Raw genomic sequence first — 19128 nt, 5'->3', positions numbered from 1 at the left:
TGAAATTATTTTGTCTCTATACCTTTATTGTAGGCTTCGAGAGCTTTTTGAAACTCTTTAGGCATGACACTACCGGCGGAGCCTGATTTTTTTGGCAATCGTCTCGTTTCTGATGTTCCTGATACATCTCCCTCTTGGTTGTTATTTAATGAGTCTGAGTCTGCTTCTTGGCCTTCACCTCCTTTAGACCCGGGCTGTTTACCGTCACCCTGCTCATCACTTGGTTGACCTTGACCTGATTGCCCCTGCATCATCTGTTGGAGCATCTGCATCAGTGCACTGTTAGGTTTTCCTTCACCCTGACCACTTTGCTGTTTTTGTTGAGCTGCGCCTGCGATTTTTTCAATGATCTCAGTTTCGATGGCAATGGTGGAGCCAGATGTGTTTTTCGCTACTAAGTTGTCGGTAGCGCCAGCCATGAGCTCTTCTGCTTCCGCGAGGAATTGGATGACCTTGTCACTGGTTTCTAACTGAATGAGTTCTTGGACATCAGCAGAGAGTTCATCTTGCTCCCTAGCCACACGTAGGGCTCCTTCAGAATGGAGCTCTAAAATCTGGCTGGGTATTTCATTTTCGTTGCCATGCTGTTCTTTGAACGCACGCATGAAGTCAGACTCGTTGGCATGAGCTAACGAGAATAAGCTGAGGGCTAAAAACAGGGGATACTTGATCACTGAACTTGAGTGGTTTGAGGTTCTAATAGGCGGCGTTTTTGTTCGAGCGAGCGAGTTCTTGCGCGGATGTTTTGTTCCTGCTGAATGAGCTCCATAACCTTGAGCATGAACTCGAAATCTTCGTCTTCAGAATTTGGCGAGCCACCACCACCTCCGCCGCCACCAGAATCTTTTTGAGACGCTTTTTCTAGTTCGCCAGCCCAGAGCCGCAGTTGCTCTGCAGTACGCTTAGCTAGGTCAATCGACTTGATGTTGTTGTTGCGTTCAATCAGTGAAAGCATGTGCTCGAAATCATTGTCGACATCTGATTTACGCATCTTTTCTAGGAGGTCACGGTGTTCTTCTTTTTGAGTGCGTGAGTAGAAGTGTCCTAAGTCTTCCTGGATCCAGCGCACATCTGATCCTGTTTGATCCTGTAGTGAATAGAGCTCAAACATTTTACGTTGGTCGCTTGGGTCTAATTCAACAAACTGTTTACCGAGGACAGCTAGCTCAGTGGAGTGAGGTGTTTGGACAACCTCGATATGGGTGTTTGCGATTTGTTCCTGATCTCCAGCAGCTTTACGGAGTCGATTAACAAATGTGCCAGCTTCTAACTGCTGGTTAGCCTCGCTCGCTTTTTGTATGGTTTTCTCCATCTGTTGAAGCAGTTCACTCTGTTTTTTTACTGCTTCAGTGACGTCTTCCTTAGTTTTCTCCGCAGTACTTTCTTGGCTCTGTGCTTCATCGAGTTTTTGCTCGATTTCAGGCATCTTTTGCTTAGCCATTTCACCCATGTCGAGCGCTGTTTCTGCAAGCTTCTTAAGTGTGGAGGGGTCGATGTCACCATTCTTACTCGCTTCTTTAAAAATGTCCTCCATTTGCTCAGCGAGCTCTTTCATCGCTTCTGAGTTTTCAGATTCTTTCTGTGCTTGGTCTTCCAGTTTTTCCTGGAGTTCCGCTTCTTGGAGTTCGGCACCGCTATGGCGCTCGAGTCTTTTGTTGCCATCGAGTAAGTCGAGCTCAGTTCGCATGAGGTCTTCGAGTTTGTTAATAGTCGAACGGGTGCGTTGTTCTAGCATTTCTCGATGTTCGTCTTTCGAGAGTACGTAGACTACAATTGGGGAGGAATAGCTGCGTTTGTGGTCGACTTTATAGTCTTCTGACCAGGCGCGGATCGTGAGCTTTTGCGGTGTAATATTATAGGCTGGAAATGAAAAATCGACGGTTTCAGATATGGAGAGCATTTGAGGGGCTCCATCGACAAGTGCTAGTTCACCGCGAGCTGGATCGAGTGGGCTGGCTTTGGTGAATTCTCCCTGCCATTCTATACCTGATAACTTCACTCCAAAATCGTCTTCAGAGAATATGTCAAATTGGATTGCTGAGTCAGCGAGTACGTAGGTTTCTTCTGCTATGTTTTGGATATATACCGATGGAGGGGTGTCTGTGAGCTGCTCCATTGTGAAGAGGGTCGGCTTACGATTGAAGAGCTTGTGCTGGTCAGTCCAACGCAACGGAATAACCACTCGGTCATGCTCTACTTTGAGAGTAGGAAGTTTGAATTGAGGACCAGAAGTTTCGACTATGAGAGGAGTGTCTTGGTAGGTGATTTTTCCTAATTCGTCAGGTTGGTTCGGTACGCGGAGAGTCGCTGATGCCGAAGAGAGTGAACGATTAACTTCACCATGAACAGAGAAGGAACTACCTTGTACTATGCTAATCTGACCCGCACTGAGATCAATTAACTCATCCTCTCTCTGAAGGTAGTCAGGGTAATGGACTTTTGCCGTGAGAGACTTTAGGCTAGGTCTCATGAGTGGGGTCACAGTTAGCGATGCGAATGCGTCTCCTGCTTGAAGTTCAATCTCTTGTTCTTTAAGAATAGGAGGGAAATCAAAACGATAAGAACTGTCTAGCAGGGGTGAGTTTTCCCACTCTTTAATTCCTAGTCTGGCTTTGGCTTCGGCTGGTTTATTAGAGTTCTCAGTGAGTCGTAAATCAATAGCGTAAGCTTCTCCGTGAGCGACGTAGTAGGGGTGGGGAAGGTTACTGAAATCGATCTTTGTTTCAGTGTAGCGCTCAATTTCAGCAAGCGGCATGAGCCAGCGTTGGAGTGCATTCCATCCTGCTTTTGGTGTGAGGCTCCAGGCTGTAACCGAAATGGCAATTAGAGTAATTACCGCGAAAGCCCATCTTTTCCGCCATGAACGAGGGAGAGCATTTTCGAGGTCGCGTGTATTAATTTCCTTTGCGACTTCAGCCATGGCCGCATCTCTGAGCCTAGGGGAAATAGAGCTTTCATTTTGCGACTGTAGCTCGACTGCACCCAGCAGGCGGTCGCCGAGTCTTGGGTATTGCTTGGCGATCAGCTGTGCGAGTTGATTTTCGCGACGGTGCTTGAAAACCCAGCGATTAATCCAAAGTGGGGCAAAAACGGCAAAGAGTGAGATGCCAGCCAAGAGAATAAACAGCCGGAGAATACCTGGTGTCGGGAAGAAACGATCTAAGGTAAAGACGAGAATGTACGAGAACAAGAGGCCAAAAAGGCCTGCTAGTAGGGCTTCAAGAACTTTGATGCGCCAGACTTTAGCACGAAACTTTTGAAGCTGCTGACGAAGAGAGTCTGGCAGTTGGTGGTCAGTTTCCGGCTTGTTCTCTGGATCGGTCATTTTTCAACAGTCGAGAAGGGGCTTTTTAATCATTATCGAACACCCTTTTTAGTACTCACTATACTCGTGCCATCTTCCGAAAAACCAAGGGAAAACTCACCAAGGAGTTGTGAATTTGATTGGCCGTCGATTACCTGTTTGTTGGGCGGCGGAAAATCGGATCGCGTTTGCCGTCGCTCGGTGACTGGAACGGCGCGAATTGCCAGTTTGGTTTGCTAAGCTTTCCAGTGCCATGAAACTGGCGGAGACCTTCGACATTGCGACCGGTGAATATTTTATTCAGGGCTTGTACGGGGAGTTCAATAATCTTCATCGGAACTTCTGCGAGCCCCATGAGCCCCCGGTAGTTCATGCGAATAGTGAGATCGAGAGTTAGAGAGTCACAGTTGATCCAGCCTTCACCTGTAAAGACAGTACTTTGAGTCATAGAGCTTAGGTCCTTTGTATAAAAAACCCCATTTCTAGCGGTGAACGTGCAGTCGAGGTTATTGGCTTTTTCATGGAGTAAGGTGTCGCGCCTTGCCGCAGAGCTGAGGACTCCGTCCACGAGTTTTGAGAGCGGTCCAAACAAGGGGACTGCCATAAGGTCGGCGTCTTTGAGCGAGAGCTTTCCACTACCGTCTAGGGTGGTAATGTCTGATCCTTGTCCACTAAAGCTGAAGTCAGCCGTGACTCTGCCTTGATCCAGCCCTTTAAGACCATAAATACTACTCACTTCACTGAGCTGTGCATTATTCTCGGTGAATTTGCCTTTGTAATAGGAGCTTGATGGGATGACGTGAATGTAGCCATTGAGTGCACCACTAAACGCCTTGCCCGAGAGATTGTTGACTTCTACTTTGTCAGGGAGAACGCGCACGCTAGCTTTGACATTTTCGAGAGGTAAGTCTTCGCCGAGAAAGCGGTAGTCGGTTATGCCCTTTGAGGTGAAATCTATTGTTAGGTCAGTGCTGTTATTTTTTTCTGTGGTCCAAGAAACTCTACCTGAACAATTGAGCGAAGGGGGGGAGTGGAAGCGGTATTGTTCTAGATGTTCTCCAATTTTAGGTGCAAAAAGGTTGAGGACTGGTGCTGGCCACGCGCTGCCACGGGCTTGTTCGATTAGGGCGAGCTTTTTGACCCATTCGAAGTGGAGTTTTTTTGCTGTGAGGGTGCCTGACTTCGGTCCGTTGTTTACACGTTTGAGTGCATAGTTTGTGTAATCAAAGGTGGCTGTGAGGTCACTAAATGTAGCGGATGCTCTATCGAGCCTGTACTTGCCAGTAGCGTGACTGATAGGGACTCCATTCTTCTTAAAGTTTCGAAGCACTGCGTGGCCTTGTGAGTTCCAGTCCTTGAGATCGTCCTGATTGATCGAGCCTGAGGAATGAACGTCGATGTATGATTTATCCGTAAAAGTGATCCTAGAGAGGTAATCACGTAGTAGATCCAACTTGATAAATGGGAAGTACACATGAGCGGGAAGGCTAGAAACCATGTTGTAACGAATCAGGCGATCTTTGATAATCAGTCGTCCGGTCAATTTTCCTAGGTCATGCTCTACTTCGATTTTATCGAGGTAGAGGTCGCCATTATTCCATGAAAAATCTGATTTCAGAGTATTTACGGATGCTCCAGAGAAATTAAAATCTCTACTTTCTATCTTACCAATTAGCCTAACATCTAAACGTTCTTCAGGAGTTTTTGGGAGTTTGTAAGTCCCCTCAGCTAGAATATGATTTCTACCAGTTGCTCGGAACTGTGACATGATTCGTTTGTCGAATACTTGCTTGAAGAAGTTTTGTAGGTGGATCGAGGAATTAATTTTATATCTACCGCCTTTTTGAAGAAAGTCGTAGTCAGCTGTGATGCTGAGTTTCTCCGCCTGGTTTGTGAAAATAAGGTTATCGATCGTCACAAGGTTTTGGTTCCAATCTCCCTCCAAATGAACCTCCTCCATAGAGTAGTTTTTGTACTCCAGCTTTGGAGAGTCGAAAACAAAGTCAAAATCGATTTTCTCTGAGCGAGAAAGATTCCCTTCAACGAAGAGTGATAGCTTAGGTGATTCATCTTCTGGCCACTTCCAGTTGTCTAACTGCTCTATAAAATCCTTATATACTGCAACTTTTTTGAGCTTTTGCTCGTGTGTCAAAGAGCTCTTTTCTTTGGGCTTATCGCGCCAAACGTTACAGCTGAGTGAAACTTCGATTCCTTGATAAAGGCCAGTGAGGTTTGTCGTGCTGACGGATTGGCTGCCTGGGAGGTCGATTGATCCGGTAACATTGTCGATTTTGATGATTGGGCTATCAGGGAAATCCGATATTAGAGGAATGGCTAGATGTGCGTCCGTAACAGAGACATTCGTAATCTTGAGGATGCCACGCATCATCTTGGTTTTGTCCACATGGATAGCGAGTGATGGAAGGCTAGCTATTTCAATCTCGCGCTTTTTGGTGCGATAAAAAGCTACATTGTTGGCAGTGAGTCCACGAATGAGATGAAAGCTTAGGTTATCAAACTCGGCATAAATACCGTAGCGCTCCATTTCTTTAGATACTCGGTCAGCTGCATTTTCGCTAAAGCCTTTTTCATGGAGATAGAAAAATCCGCCAACAACGCCAACAATCCCAACTATAATGAGGATTGTGATTAGGACGCGTAAGCGGATGATGAAGTGGCGTAAGGACATGTGCTGTCTTTACTAAAGCATCTCTTGACGTTTTTGAAAGGAGAGTTCTTTGGCGCGTTGTTGCTCTTTTTTGTCCAGCCACTCGTGATAAAAGTGGAGAGCTGCACGCTGAAGAATTGGTCGTAAAACAGCGAGTGTAAGAGCCGTGGACACGGATTGTTTGGCGGCTTTCGCTAACTTTGGATGTTTCTTTTTACGCTTATTTCGCCCTCGCAGGAAGAGTGAGGCAGCGAGACCTGAGCTTACAGCGATAATTGAAGTCTTCAGAGGCTGGATCATGAAGGAGTTTTTTACTCTCTTTGGCACATTGAGAGCCTCTTGAAGAGCTGACTTCTTGCTTGAGAATTGCTCATCGATCAAGAGTTTCGCTCCTAAGATGGAGCTGCGAGATTCTTCAAGTTGCTTTACGAGCGCTAGCTTTCTTTGCTCGATTTGATTTGTTGCAGCCATTGTTTATCTTTTTCAAGTTCAGCCAGTGTGTGCTGGAAGGGTACGATTTTCCCTACGTTTTTGAGTTTATCGAGGAAAATAAATACGCAGAGGAGGTGGATTATAAAGAAGCCAAAGGTGACGAGTGGCCATGTGCCTACATATTGCTCCACGGTATGCATCTTTCCTTCTAAAAGTCTGGAGCATGCTCCGATGAGGCTAACGAGCAGTAAGATATAGGAGAAGAGCGCGAAGAAGGCCAAGACTCCACCGATGCTTGCTTTCTTCACTGCTATTTCAGCAGCTTCTTTCGCCTCGATAGACGCGAGTTCGACCTTAGTTTTCACATAGGCGCCACCTTCCTCTTTGAGGTAGTTGACGGTGTCTTTTATGGAGAAATCTCTCTCTTGGGGAGCTGGGTCTGTCATTGGCATTTCCCTTTAAATTAAAACCGGCTCACACCGAAATGGGAGAGAGCCGGTTGCTTAAATAGGATGTAGAAATTTGGTTTATCGGCGGCGAGCTAATAATCCTACGAGAAGGCCAACGCCAAATGCACCAAGTACACATTTTGTTGGGTTCTGGCGGATGTACTCTTCAGAGCTCTGGTGAAGGTCTTGAGCCTTTGCTTTGCTTTGCACATACTTTTCACCTGCTGCTACTTTTACATCGTGAGCTTTTGCAGTAGCTCCTTCTTTAATAGCTGTCGCTTTTTCGCCGGCATAGCCTTTGAACTGTTGAGCTTTATCAGACGCAGCACTTTTGAGCTGAACTGCTTTATTTTGAACTTCTTGCGCTGCATGGCGTGCTTTTTCCGCTGCTGCTTTGCTGAGTTCTGCTGCTTTACTAGTGTTGTTCACTGGTATCTCATTTTCTTCTTCTTTGAGAGTACCTGGGGTTGGTGTCGCGTAATCCATAATGGTTTATTTATTGAGTTTCTGAGTGATTGGAAATTTATGTAACTAATGAGTGATCATGGGGGAGGAATTAAACGATCATCAAAGTTCCACTCAGCCCCTAAATTACATAGAACAAAAAAAAACTCAAGAAGGCACTGATAGAAAATAAGACTTAATTTGTAGTCGTGAGAGAAGCTTCTAGCTGCTCTATCTGTTCACTAACCTCTGACCAACGGGAATAGACTTTATCTAACTGATTTGTGAGTTTTGCGTAGGACTCAGTATATTCCTTGGTTTTGTTAGGGTTCGCTAGAGTCTCAGGCTTACCCATCAGTTCTGTGAGTTGCGCTTGTTTAGATTCAATCTGGCTGATCGATGTTTCTAGAGTGGAAAACTCTTCTTGGAGCGGTTTTAGCACTTTGCTGCGCTTCTGGCGGTTTTCAGCATCGATCTTACGCTGCTCTTTACGAGAAATCTTAGGGGCTTTGCTCACACCTGAGGGAGCGGGTGAGCTAGTTTGTTTTGTTGAAGGTAATCTTGACAGCCCTTTACTTGCTTGTTTTTCGTCAACTTTTTTATCGAGGTAGTAGGTCACATTGCCATGGTAGATCGCAGGCTCTTCACCTGGGCGGAACTCGATGGTCTTAGTAACGATGGGGTCGAGGAAAGCTCTGTTGTGAGAAACGATGAGGTAGGCGCCTGGGTATTCTTGTAGTGCATTTTGTAAAACCGCCTGAGACTGAACATCGAGGTGGTTGGTCGGCTCATCAAGAATCAAGAAGTTTGCTGGCTGAATAAGCATGCACACGAGGGCCACGCGCGAGCGTTCACCTCCAGAGAGGACTCCCACTTTCTTGAACACATCGTCTCCACGGAAAAGGAAACAGCCTAGAATATTTCGAACGAGTGGCGCGTTTTCACGAGAAGCTACCTCTTGGCAGGTTTCTAGAACGGTTTTGTTCGGGTCAAGTTCATCAGCATGGTTCTGCGAGAAGAAGGAGATTTTCGACTTCTGCCCGAGGGTATAGAGGCCGCCATCTGGATCTTCTTGGCCAGTGATGAGTCGGCAGAATGTTGATTTCCCAGCTCCGTTTGGTCCCACAATCGCGAGGCGTTCACCGCGTTCTACTTCGAAATTAAAGTCCTTAAAGATTTGGAGCTTACCATAAGCTTTATCGGCATTCTCTAGCTTAGCTACCGATTGAGCGGAGGGAGGAGGGGATGGGAACGTGAAGCTCATTACTGCATCGTCTTGTTCGATCTCGATGAGTTCGATTTTCTCAAGTTGCTTGAGGCGTGATTGAGCCTGTGACGCCTTTGATGCTTTTGCGCGGAAGCGCTCGATGAACTGCTTGGTTTTGTCGATTTCTTTCTGCTGAGCTTGGTATGCCTTCAGCTGGATTTCTTTGCGCAGCTTGGACTCTCTCATGTAGAAAGAATAGTTGCCGGCGTATTCTTCTGCTCGACCGTGCGCGAAGGCGATAGTGCGCGTGGTCAATGCATCCAGAAGTGAAAGATCGTGTGAAATGATGACGATCGCACCTGAGTAATTAAAGAGGTATTGCTCCATCCATGTTTGCGAGTCGATATCCAGGTGGTTCGTCGGCTCATCAAGTAGGAGTACGGCCGGCTCTTGGAGGAAGAGTTTAGCCATTGCGATACGCATCTGCCAACCACCAGAGAATTCACCACAGTCGCGGGTAAAGTCACTGCGCTTGAAGCCTAAACCAGTGAGGACAGATTCCACACGTGGCTTGATGGTATTTGGGTCAAAATTTTCTAGAGCGATGTCTAGGTCACCTATTTTATAAAGCAGTTCTAGGTATTCATCGGAGGACGAATCCATGTCGTTGAGTTGCTCAGAGAGTGTGTCAATCTGCTCCTGAATGCTAGTGGCTTCACCAAAAGCGGATTCGGTTTCATCCCAGAGAGTGATTCCTTTTATGTGGATGCCTTCCTGGGGGAGGTAGCCGATTTTAAAGTCTTTTGGTTTGCTGATCTCACCACCATTAGGTTGGAGGGCTCCGCCGATACATTTCATCAAGGTGGATTTCCCTGCACCGTTATGCCCCGCAAAGGAAATACGTTCCTTAGGAAGTATACTAAAGGAGAGGTCCTTGAAGACAACGCGGGCGCCGAACTCGACGCGTAGTTTTTTGATCGCTAGCACGGCAGTGGCGTAGAGCGAAACCAACGTTTAGGCAATGGCGAAAATTAGAGATTCGAGTCGAGCTCGAATATCAAAGTTGACCAACATCATTCTGCGGGTCATTTGTCAGTTATGCTGAAAAAATATTTTGTGATGATTGCTGGCATGTTGGTGCTCAGCGAGGTGCCGATTATGGCTTCGGAAGTTTCAGAATTACCACAAGTGCGTGTGACTGGGAAAGCGAGCGCGAAGGTGACTCCTGACGAGATGGCTTGGAGCTTGCTGGTGGAAAACAAAGGAATGGATCTCGCAGAGGTTGCTGAAGTGCATGCCGCTAAAGTCTCCGAGCTTTTGTTGTTTTTAAAAGAGCAAAAGGTAGAAGAGAAAAAGACCAAGACGGCTCAAATGGAGTTTGGTGAAAACTGGAGCTACCGTGAGAGACAGCGAGTGAAAGAAGGCTATGTCGCTCGCACGCGAGTCAGCTTCAGTAGTAGTGATTTTTCTCAATACAAGCCGACTTGGCTCGGACTGTCGAAGCTAGGTAATGTGAGTGTCCAGAGCGTAAACTACCAACTCAATGACCGTGAAGGTGAAGAGGCGAAGCTTAAAAATGCGGCGATGCTCGATGCGAAAAAGCGCGCAGAGATGCTAGCAAGTTCACTCGGGTCACAGATTGCTGAGCCTTTGCTTATTGAAGATGTGAGAACAGGATCAGGAGTGCAGCACCGAGCGCTCGCAGCTTCTAATTCATTTGCTGCAGATGAGCAGGCGACTAAGAGCTCTGCTTCTGGTCAGCTTCAAATCGAGTCACAGGTGAAAGTAGTGTTCCGTTTGGTTACTCCACTAAAGTAGCCGCGGAGTGAGGCTAATTATTAGATGCCTGAAGTTTTTTCCAGCTGACTAGAGCTTCTGCGATCATCCATATTTCTAGCAAAATGGTGGCGGAGCCTATGCCGACTAAGAGCCAGCGTTCTTGTTCAATCCAAGATTGATCAGACCCTATCGCGGCGACGAAGATTTGGTAGAGCATTGCCCAGGCTGGGAGGATGAGCATGAAAAATGTGGGGATGACAATAAACCAGATCGGCATTTTTTTACGTCGCATCCAGAAGAGAATGACGAGGAAGGCGAGCCCGCCAAGCAGTTGGTTAGTGGCGCCGAAAAGCGGCCAGAGGATGACTCCGCCAGAGCCGGGTTGGCCGAACACGCCAGTTGCGCCAGGAACGGCTGGGAGTGAGGCCATCCACCAGGCGATAAGGCAGGCGGCAATGGTGCAGACGTGTTTATTAGTGATCCAAGACGACTTACGAGCGGCTAGTGTTTTTACGCTTTGTTCTGGCTCTGGAAGTTTGCGGAATTTGAAATCGATAAAGCAGCCAGCGAGTTCCTGGACAACGTAGCGTTGGAGGCGGCAGGCTGAATCAAGCGTAGTGGCGGCAAAGGATGCGACGAATACGCCCATCAGCGCTTTTGCGAAAGTAGATGAAATGCCGAGTGCTTGAAGGAAGTTTGAGGAGCCGGTGACGAAGGCATTAATTTTAGCTGCGAGGCCAGTCGAGCTAGCCCAGTCGCTATACTGAGCATTCCAAGCGGCTGTTCCTGTTAGAAATTCATCCCCTTTTGTGAGGCCCAGACCTAGACCTGCGACACAAGCTAAGATGACGAGCACGGCGAGAAATCCTTCTGTGAGCATGGATCCGTAACCGACGAAGCGAGCTTCGGTTTCGCATTTGAGTTGTTTGGAGGAGGTGCCAGACGATACTAGGCAATGGAAGCCTGAGACTGCGCCACAGGCAATGGTGACAAAGAGGAAGGGGAAAATGAGCGGGAGCTGTTTCGCTGTCACGCTTTTCTCAATGGCGGGTGCGACAATTTCCAGGGGCGGGCGAATACCGTCGATTGGTGCGCCTCCCCAGATGCCGGCAACAAAGAGTCCAATGACTACGAGCGCAAGTGCGGAAATGAGCTGGAGGGAGTTGATGTAATCGCGCGGTTGAAGTAGTGCCCAAACAGGGAGGACTGAGGCGACGTAGGAATATAGTAAGAGAATGGTGACCCATGTCATTACTGGCCACCCAGAGAGTGTCATGTTGAAGTCAGCTAAAATACCTTGGTTGCCGAATACCACGGATAGGTACATGAGGCCTAAGGCTATAATGGAGGGGATGAGGATGTTAAGACCTTTTCTATGAACGAAGAAACCAATCGCGATAGCTAGAGGGATCTGGATTAGACAAGGAGTGATGGATTGCGGGAAAAGGCGGAAGACGACCGCGATGACTAAGCCGAAAATGGCTAGGACGATGGAAAGCGCGATGAGTAGAACTAGTAGAAACAGAATGCGAACACGCGGCGCGATCACGTTGCCAGCGATGTCACCCACAGTTTTTCCCTTGTTGCGCATGGAGACGACGAGTGCTCCGAAGTCATGCACAGCTCCAATGAAAACTGAGCCAATGAGGACCCAGAGTAGCGCCGGAAGCCAGCCCCACATCACAGCTAGCGCCGGCCCAACAATCGGCCCAGTTCCTGCGATCGATGTGAAATGGTGACCAAAAACAATACCTTTTTTAGTAGGAACGTAATCATTTCCGTCTTCAAACTCTACAGATGGTGCGACACAGTCTTTGCTGAGGCGGAAGACCTTTTGGCCTAACCATTTCCCATAGGTGTTGTAGGCAATAAGATAGAAAATGAGTGCTCCAAGAGCAATGGCTAGGGTGGTCATAGTGGGGTCAGATTAGGGCAATGCTGAATATTGTCTTAGCGCTCGGGGAGTGACACTTTTTCGTGATGTTTTTCTACTAGATCGAAAATTATATTACGCGTGGTACTTTTTATAAAGGCGGCGTGCACAAGCTTCTTGTGCTCCAGTCTCTAAACAGCATCTTCTCTTGCTGCGAATCCACTCTACCGGATTTTTGCCTTTAGGGATGAGTCCCGCTTTTGAGCACCAGGCCACGATGAATTGGCCTGTGCGTCCGCAGCCTGCCACACAATGAATAACGACGGATTCTTTGGCTTTGTGGTGCTTGTCCATTATCGCGATAAATCGGTCGATTTGCGCTTCATTGGGAACACCGAAGTCAGGCACATGAATGTGATAGTAGTCAAACTGGGGTGGGACGTCATTTCTGTTGTCGAACTCACAACAGTTCACCACAGCTTTGACATTCTGCTCGTCGTAAATATCGAAAACATAGGGGTCTGGCCACCAAGAGGCTGCAATGACATCATCGATGATCCAAGTGAATGGTTCTGTGCGTTCAGGTTGTCCTTTCGCTGGCCAATACCACGGTCTCACGAGTTTCTTCATGGCTGACTCAAGCTCATATCGACTATTTATTCAAACCATCAAAGTGACAAAATGATCTAGGATGAAGCTATCGAAGGGATTTCAATGGAATTATCATCTTGGTTTATCAGATGAGTTTGTTAGGTTTGGTGTTTTTTAATTATTTTACGGAAAGGTGTTGACGTGAGGTCTAAATCGTGTACTTTTCCGGTGTCGCGACAAATATAGGCGGCCCGATTGAATATCATTCCTGGTTTTTGGGTTTTTCCAGATGATACACAATCGGGTCGCTTTTTTTGTGCCAGGTCGCTTGTCGGTCCCATTTTTAATCTGTGACAAAGCTGGAGGAATTAAAGGTTGGCAGGGGTGTGTCCTATCTGATAATTTGTTAGTTGAAGGGTTTAGCCTGACAATGATTAAGATATGAAAAAATATATTGCTGAGTCCTTCGGGACATTTTGGTTGGTATTAGGTGGTTGTGGTAGTGCGGTTCTTGCTGCTGGCATACCAGATGTTGGAATTGGCTATCTGGGGGTGGCTTTAGCTTTTGGTTTAACTGTGTTGACGATGGCTTTTGCGATTGGTCACATTTCGGGCTGCCATTTGAATCCAGCTGTATCGATCGGTTTGATGCTGGGTGGACGCTTTGATAAGAAAGATTTACTGCCGTACATTATCGCTCAGTTGGTGGGAGGAATCGTTGCTGGAGGTGTGCTTTACGTGATAGCGAGCGGGAATGATGCTTTCAGTTTAGATGGAGGATTTGCCTCAAATGGTTATGGTGAGCATTCGCCAAATGGATACAGTATGCTTGCTGGATTTGTTTGTGAAGTAGTGATGACCATGATGTTCCTCATCATTATTTTAGGTGCTACAGATGAGCGTGCGCCGGCTGGCTTGGCGCCGATCGCTATTGGTCTTGGACTTACCTTGATTCACCTGATTTCCATTCCAGTGACAAATACTTCCGTGAATCCAGCGCGCTCCACAGGAGTGGCGATCTTTGCTGGTGGATGGGCAGTCAAACAGCTGTGGTTGTTCTGGGTGGCACCTATCATTGGTGCTGTACTTGGTGCTCTCGTATATCGCGTGATTGGCTCTAAGAAAAAGGCTTAGTTAGTTTATAAAAAAAGCCCGATCTAGCATAGAGCTGGGTCGGGCTTTTCTGTTTTAAAGTAGTAGCTTTTTTATGAGGTCTTGAGCTCAGCGAGCTTCTTCATAGTCGCTTCTTTGCCGTGCGCGACTAGCTCACCATTTTTATCGATGATGAGATAGGCGGGGAGTGGTAGGTTCTCGATTTGACCAAAGTAGACATTGGGTGCGTCTTTTTCTAGCACGATAGGCCAAGGCATTTTATCTTGCTTCGCCCATTTGAGGGCTGACTTTTCGCTCTGATCAAAGTTCATCATCACGAATTCGATGTTCTTAGTCGGGGCGATGTTTGTTTTGTATGATTCCACTAACTGTGGAACTGCGCTTCGACACGGTGGTCACCAGCTTGCGGCGTAGTAGACAAAATAGTAGTCAGCTTTCTTGCTAATAGATACTGGGGCGAGGGCTCCATTTTTAAGCACACGTGTGTGCCCGTGCAGGGATTCAGCAACACTTTGGGTGACTTTACTCTGAATATCCTTTTGGCTAGGGACATCAGCAAAACTGATTCCCCCCAAAGCCAGAATAGCTGAGAGAGTGAAAAGTGGTTTGTTCATACTTATCGGTAAGATAGCCAGAATGTCATTTTATTCCAGAAATCTAGCTAACACTTGCGGTGAGAAACTGTAAACCGTAACGTGCTTGGTGTGAGGCTGCTTCGATCTTTATTGAATACAGTGCTGCTGATTGGTTCAGTGTGTGCTCAGCAGTCGACTGAACCAACGCACACTATGAAAGAAAACCGCTTGGCAAATGCCGCATCTCCTTATCTCCGCCAGCATGCAAGCAATCCGGTGGATTGGGATCCGTGGGGCGAGGAGGCATTTAGTAAGGCGAAGGCTGAGAATAAGCCGATCTTTCTTAGTATCGGTTATTCGACATGCCATTGGTGTCATGTGATGGAGCGAGAAAGTTTTGAGAATGAAGAGATTGCAGCAGTCTTGAATGCGCATTTTGTATCGATCAAGTTGGATCGTGAGGAACGTCCTGATATTGATAAAGTGTACATGACGGCCTATCAGGCAATGACCGGTGAAACTGGCGGCTGGCCGCTGAACGTTTTTCTGACCCCTGACCTTGCTCCATTTTATGGCGGCACTTATTTCCCTCCAGTGGACCGAGGTGGTCGTGTCGGTTTTAAGAGTGTCTTGCTCCAGCTTGAGGAGGCGTGGCGCGAGAAACAAGGTAAGGTGGTGCAGTCCGCGGCAGCGCTGCGTGAGCATATCCAAGAAAACTTTGGCGCAGGTATGGAATCCGAGACGGTTCCTGAGCGTGCTGTACTAGACCGTGCTGCAGTGATGCTGCTGGAGAGTGGTGACCAAGTGGAAGGTGGCTGGGCTAGTGGCCCGAAGTTTCCTATGCCGTCGCACATGCGTTATGTGCTGCGTTCGTGGAAACGTATTGGTGACGAGCGCTTACTTGGCTTTGCTGAGTTCACTGCTGAGCGGATGGCTGAGGGTGGTATTATGGACCAGCTAGGTGGTGGCTTTCACCGATATGCGGTCGACGGTAAGTGGCAGGTGCCGCGTTTTGAGAAAATGCTCTACGATCAAGCGCAGCTGCTCGATGTGTATCTCGATCTGTATCAGATCACGAAGAAGGAAAAATATGCTGAGGTTGCGCGTGAAATTTGCCGCTATGTATTGAGTGATCTGGTGTCTGAGCGAGGCGCTTTTTATTGTGCTGAGGATGCGCAAAGTGAGGGAAAAGAGGGGAAGTATTTCTGTTGGACTAGCTCAGAGTTAGAAAACATTCTGAACGAAGAAGAGTTCACGATTGTCTCAGAGTACTTTGCGGTTTCTGAGGAAGGGAATTTTTATGACCACAGTGATCCCGAAGCTTTAAAACATCAGAATGTGCTTTCAGTGGTGCAGGATGAGGCGTGGTTAACGGCGACGCGAAAGACTGTGTTAGATGGCGCAGTGGCAAAAATGAAAGCCGCGCGGGCAGCGCGAGTTCGCCCGGGTATTGATGATAAAGTGTTGGCATCTTGGAATGGGATGATGATCGGAGCCTTGGCGCGTGCTGGCCGGGTGCTAGAGGAAGACAAGTATCTCGCAGCGGCACTCAAGGCGCATCGCTTCATTCAAAAGGAGATGTGGGATGGTGAGCGATTGGCGCATCGCTGGCATGCGGCTAGCGTGGATTGGTCAGCGCAAGCTGAGAGTTACTTGTTGATGCTACAGGCGACACGCCGACTCTATGAACTCACGCTCGATCCTGAAATGTTAGGATTTGCTGTGGCCTTGGCGGACGCGAGTGAGGCATTGTTTTTTGATCAAGAGAAAGGTGGTTTCTTTGAGAGTGCCGCGGTCGACGATGTGATGGTGCGTCTGAAGGGTGACTATGATGGTGCCATGCCGACAGCAAGTGGAGTAGCGGCTATGGAGTTCCTGAAGCTGGCGAGGATCACTGGCCGTGAGGATTATAAAGTGACTGCTGAGCGCACGTTCAAGGCCTATGGTGAGGTGCTCATGCAGACGCCTACCTCGATGACCAATATGCTTCAGGCTCTTGATCTCTACTACGCTAAAGATCAGCGCTTGGTGTTAGCGGAGGGGGAGAATGGTCTTGAGGGGTTTTATAGGCAGTTATCTACGCGCTATCGTCCTCAATTGACTGTGATGAGTAATAGCGGGCAGGTGGATGCGTTTGAGAGAGGGCTGAAGGCTCAAGGGGGGAAGACGACGGCGTATCTTTGTGAGGGCGAGAGCTGTCAACAGCCGGTGACTGAGCCGGAGGCGCTGGATAGTGCGGACTAAGTAAATGGACGTGTGCGGTCCTGAGAATTTAGGTGGGGCTGTTTTCGTGAAGCTAGCTGATTTTAATGTTCGCAGCTTGAAGAAGGTATGAGGCATCAACCCTGTCGGACGACTGGGACAGTCGTCCCTCGTCGGGCGCCTCACAAAGGTGATAGTTAGTTCGAACAAAGGGATCACACAACGTAGATGTAAACAAAGCGATGATCAACCACAGGTGACACCACGTGATATGGTGCACCCTGATGTTCACCCCAGGGAGAAAGCATGTATGATCGTGGACACCTCATAGCGAGCAACTCAACTCATCCACTCGTCGAGAATAAGTGACTTCATCTTTAAAGGGGTTGCCGCCTTAAATGATCTCTTAAATGCATCGTCACTTAACCCAAGTAACAACCAAGAAACTCTAGTTTTAAACTGACCTCTTGACGGGGAGGCTTACAGTTAACTATAACTGAGAGGCTCGATTGTGAGGGGAAAACCTGCGAATCAAGAGGTGGGGTTATGGTTTTTAAGAAGTCAATAAGTCTCGGATGGGAAGTTTTGTTATGAAAAAAATAATTATTATCATGCTGTCATGGTTTCAGCTTTGCTCTTATTTACACGCTTCAGATCAAATTAAGTATGGGGTTATTGACACGAAAGGTACTGTTATACTTGATCTTACTTGGGACTATATTGGGCATTTTCATCAAGGGCTGGCACCTTTCCGGGACCAAGGTAAATATGGAATTATCGATTTATCTGGGGAAATTAAAATAAAACCTCAATGGGACGCAGTACATTTATTTCAGGAAGGGATTTTCGAGGTTAGGAAAGGTAGTTATCAAACTGGAAAATGGGGGCTAATAAATTCTAACGGGAGTATCATGTTAAAACCCGAATGGGATAGAATAAGTGGTGTTAGAGACGGGCTTGCAGCAGTCAAAAAGGACTCAAAATGGGGCTTTATAGATGAACAGGGAGATCTAGTAATTGAACCTTCATGGGATGAAATAGTTCATTTTAAAGAGAAATTAGCCTTAGTAAGCAGAGAAGGAAAATGGGGAGTTATCAATAATAAATGCGAAGTGCTAGTGGAGCCCAAGTGGGATGAAATAAAGAGTTATTACCAAGGTCTTGCTGCAGTGCGAAGTGAGTCGAAGTGGGGGTTTATTGATAGAAAAGGTAATATTGCGATTAAGCTAGAATGGGATGAAGTAGGGTCTTTCTCTGAAGCATTAGCAATGGTTCGAAAAGGTAACAAATTTGGGTTTATTAATGAAACTGGAGAAACTTTGATCAAATTACAATGGAGGGAAGTCAGTTGTTTTGAGGGTGGATTTGCAAAGGTAAGAAGCGGTACTAAAGAAAAAAATAATTGGGGTGTAATTAATAAATTAGGGGAAATTGTGATAGAGCCAGAATGGGATATAATAGGACCTTCCCCTATTTTTTCTGAAGGTCTCGCTAGAGTTAGGAGAGGATGCGAGATGAAAGGTAAATGGGGAGTGTTTGATAAGAGTGGTAAAATGATCGTAGAGCCCTACTGGGATTATATTGGTTCCTTCGATAAAGGGCGTGCCATAGTTTTTTTGAAAAATAAAAATGAGAGAGATGGTAGGTATGGAGTTATTGATAACAAAGGGAATACAGTCATAGAGCCCAGATGGACGTTTATGGATAATAAGGCATGTGAAGGTTTATATCTCGTAATGGCTGGTGATTGGGATAATGAAAAATGGGGTCATATAGACACTAAGGGTAAAATAGTCATTAAACCGCAATGGTCTAAAGCGGGCAGATTTATCAATGGGTTAGCACCTGTAAGAAGGGAAAAGAATGAGAAACGCGGTTGTATCAATAGAAAAGGCGATATAGCCATCAAATTGGAATGGGATGAAATGGCCCCATTTAGTGAAGGGATATCTGTTGTCGCTAAAGAGGTCTCAAAATGAGATGGTTGTATCATCGTCAGCTAAAAGTCAGGTGCACAGCCGGACGCTGGGGGACAGTCGTCCCTTGGTAGAGGGTGGAGGAGATCGCTTTAGGATAGAGGAGGGGTGTTGACGGGGTGGTTTTTGCTTGCATCGCATTTCTTGATTCACCTCGTGCTTGGATGGTGCTAGAAATGGGGAAGTTTAAAAATTACTCCCATGGTGTCTCCTGATTTAAAGTATTACGAAATCGACCAAGATGGTTTTCTTGGTGTGAACTATTCCCTCGCTGAACTGACTACTCGCTTGCAATGGGCAGACGTGGTCGACGGTGCGTATCTTGTGATTGATTCCGACGGTTGGTTTTACGAGGCGGAAGAGAAAGATGATTCTGACTATGGCTATGTTTGGCTGCGTACGGATCGCCAGAATATGGACATAATCATGATGTTGAAAGAGCATGCTCATGGTGAGCAGCTTTCTTCAGATGAGTTTGATTTCTGTCGCTAGAGGGAAAGCCTTCGAACCTGTTC

At 47.0% G+C, this 19128-nt stretch carries 15 protein-coding genes and 1 pseudogene; 5 read left to right on the top strand and 11 right to left on the bottom strand.

Annotated elements, in window-relative coordinates; all coding sequences use genetic code 11:
* Positions 1-5 precede the first annotated feature (5 nt).
* The 7 genes from ACSHX2_RS10815 to ACSHX2_RS10785 all read right to left on the bottom strand — a co-directional run bounded on the left by ACSHX2_RS10815 (position 6) and on the right by ACSHX2_RS10785 (position 9491).
* A complete protein-coding gene (locus ACSHX2_RS10815) occupies positions 6-674 on the bottom strand; it encodes a hypothetical protein (RefSeq protein WP_435692962.1) in 669 nt (222 codons plus the stop codon).
* Positions 671-3325 (bottom strand): hypothetical protein, encoded by a 2655-nt coding sequence (locus ACSHX2_RS10810; protein WP_435692961.1) that lies wholly within the window; start codon positions 3323-3325, stop codon positions 671-673. Before ACSHX2_RS10810 ends, ACSHX2_RS10815 begins: the two co-directional genes overlap by 4 nt.
* Positions 3326-3455: 130 nt before the next feature.
* Positions 3456-5993: a hypothetical protein gene (locus tag ACSHX2_RS10805; RefSeq protein ID WP_435692960.1), complete on the bottom strand. Its 2538-nt coding sequence runs from the start codon at positions 5991-5993 to the stop codon at positions 3456-3458.
* A 12-nt stretch (positions 5994-6005) separates the two neighbouring features.
* Positions 6006-6443, bottom strand: a complete 438-nt coding sequence (locus tag ACSHX2_RS10800; RefSeq protein WP_435692959.1) for a hypothetical protein — start codon at positions 6441-6443, stop codon at positions 6006-6008.
* On the bottom strand, positions 6407-6850 hold the full coding sequence (locus tag ACSHX2_RS10795; RefSeq protein ID WP_435692958.1) for a phage holin family protein: 444 nt from the start codon (positions 6848-6850) through the stop codon (positions 6407-6409). Before ACSHX2_RS10795 ends, ACSHX2_RS10800 begins: the two co-directional genes overlap by 37 nt.
* 81 nt (positions 6851-6931) lie before the next feature.
* Entirely contained in the window at positions 6932-7339 is a 408-nt protein-coding gene (locus tag ACSHX2_RS10790; protein WP_435692957.1) for a DUF883 family protein, read from the bottom strand.
* 154 nt (positions 7340-7493) lie between these two features.
* Positions 7494-9491, bottom strand: a complete 1998-nt coding sequence (locus tag ACSHX2_RS10785; protein WP_435692956.1) for an ABC-F family ATP-binding cassette domain-containing protein — start codon at positions 9489-9491, stop codon at positions 7494-7496.
* Positions 9492-9602: 111 nt separating this feature from the next.
* Here ACSHX2_RS10785 and ACSHX2_RS10780 point away from each other — a divergent pair, with 111 nt between their 5' ends.
* Positions 9603-10322 carry an SIMPL domain-containing protein gene (locus ACSHX2_RS10780; protein ID WP_435692955.1) on the top strand — a complete coding sequence of 240 codons (720 nt, stop codon included), beginning with the start codon at positions 9603-9605 and terminating at the stop codon, positions 10320-10322.
* Positions 10323-10335: 13 nt separating this feature from the next.
* Here ACSHX2_RS10780 and ACSHX2_RS10775 read toward each other — a convergent pair whose 3' ends face one another.
* Positions 10336-12198 carry a carbon starvation CstA family protein gene (locus ACSHX2_RS10775; RefSeq protein WP_435692954.1) on the bottom strand — a complete coding sequence of 621 codons (1863 nt, stop codon included), beginning with the start codon at positions 12196-12198 and terminating at the stop codon, positions 10336-10338.
* A 93-nt stretch (positions 12199-12291) separates the two neighbouring features.
* Positions 12292-12786 carry a protein-tyrosine phosphatase family protein gene (locus ACSHX2_RS10770; protein WP_435692953.1) on the bottom strand — a complete coding sequence of 165 codons (495 nt, stop codon included), beginning with the start codon at positions 12784-12786 and terminating at the stop codon, positions 12292-12294.
* 402 nt (positions 12787-13188) lie between these two features.
* Between ACSHX2_RS10770 and aqpZ the strand changes: the two genes are divergently transcribed.
* The gene (gene aqpZ, locus ACSHX2_RS10765) at positions 13189-13881 is read left to right on the top strand and encodes an aquaporin Z (protein ID WP_435692952.1); all 693 of its coding nucleotides are present in this window, start codon (positions 13189-13191) and stop codon (positions 13879-13881) included.
* Positions 13882-13952: 71 nt separating this feature from the next.
* Here the strand turns inward: aqpZ and ACSHX2_RS10760 are convergent.
* Both ACSHX2_RS10760 and ACSHX2_RS10755 read right to left on the bottom strand, forming a co-directional pair.
* A pseudogene (locus ACSHX2_RS10760) lies at positions 13953-14243 on the bottom strand (TlpA family protein disulfide reductase); the annotation flags it as partial.
* A 12-nt stretch (positions 14244-14255) separates the two neighbouring features.
* On the bottom strand, positions 14256-14474 hold the full coding sequence (locus ACSHX2_RS10755) for a hypothetical protein (protein WP_435692951.1): 219 nt from the start codon (positions 14472-14474) through the stop codon (positions 14256-14258).
* 174 nt (positions 14475-14648) lie between these two features.
* On the opposite strand from ACSHX2_RS10755, the gene ACSHX2_RS10750 reads away from it, so the two are divergent.
* From ACSHX2_RS10750 to ACSHX2_RS10740, 3 genes are all read left to right on the top strand, one after another.
* Entirely contained in the window at positions 14649-16679 is a 2031-nt protein-coding gene (locus ACSHX2_RS10750; RefSeq protein WP_435692950.1) for a thioredoxin domain-containing protein, read from the top strand.
* 548 nt (positions 16680-17227) lie between these two features.
* Positions 17228-18616 carry a WG repeat-containing protein gene (locus ACSHX2_RS10745; RefSeq protein WP_435692949.1) on the top strand — a complete coding sequence of 463 codons (1389 nt, stop codon included), beginning with the start codon at positions 17228-17230 and terminating at the stop codon, positions 18614-18616.
* Between the two features lie 198 nt (positions 18617-18814).
* Entirely contained in the window at positions 18815-19105 is a 291-nt protein-coding gene (locus ACSHX2_RS10740; RefSeq protein WP_435692948.1) for a hypothetical protein, read from the top strand.
* Positions 19106-19128 lie beyond the last annotated feature (23 nt).

It is taken from the genome of Rubritalea sp. (assembly GCF_051252225.1).
In the GTDB taxonomy this organism is placed as follows: Bacteria; Verrucomicrobiota; Verrucomicrobiia; order Verrucomicrobiales; family Akkermansiaceae; genus Rubritalea.
This window is presented reverse-complemented; position numbering and strand designations above follow the sequence as displayed.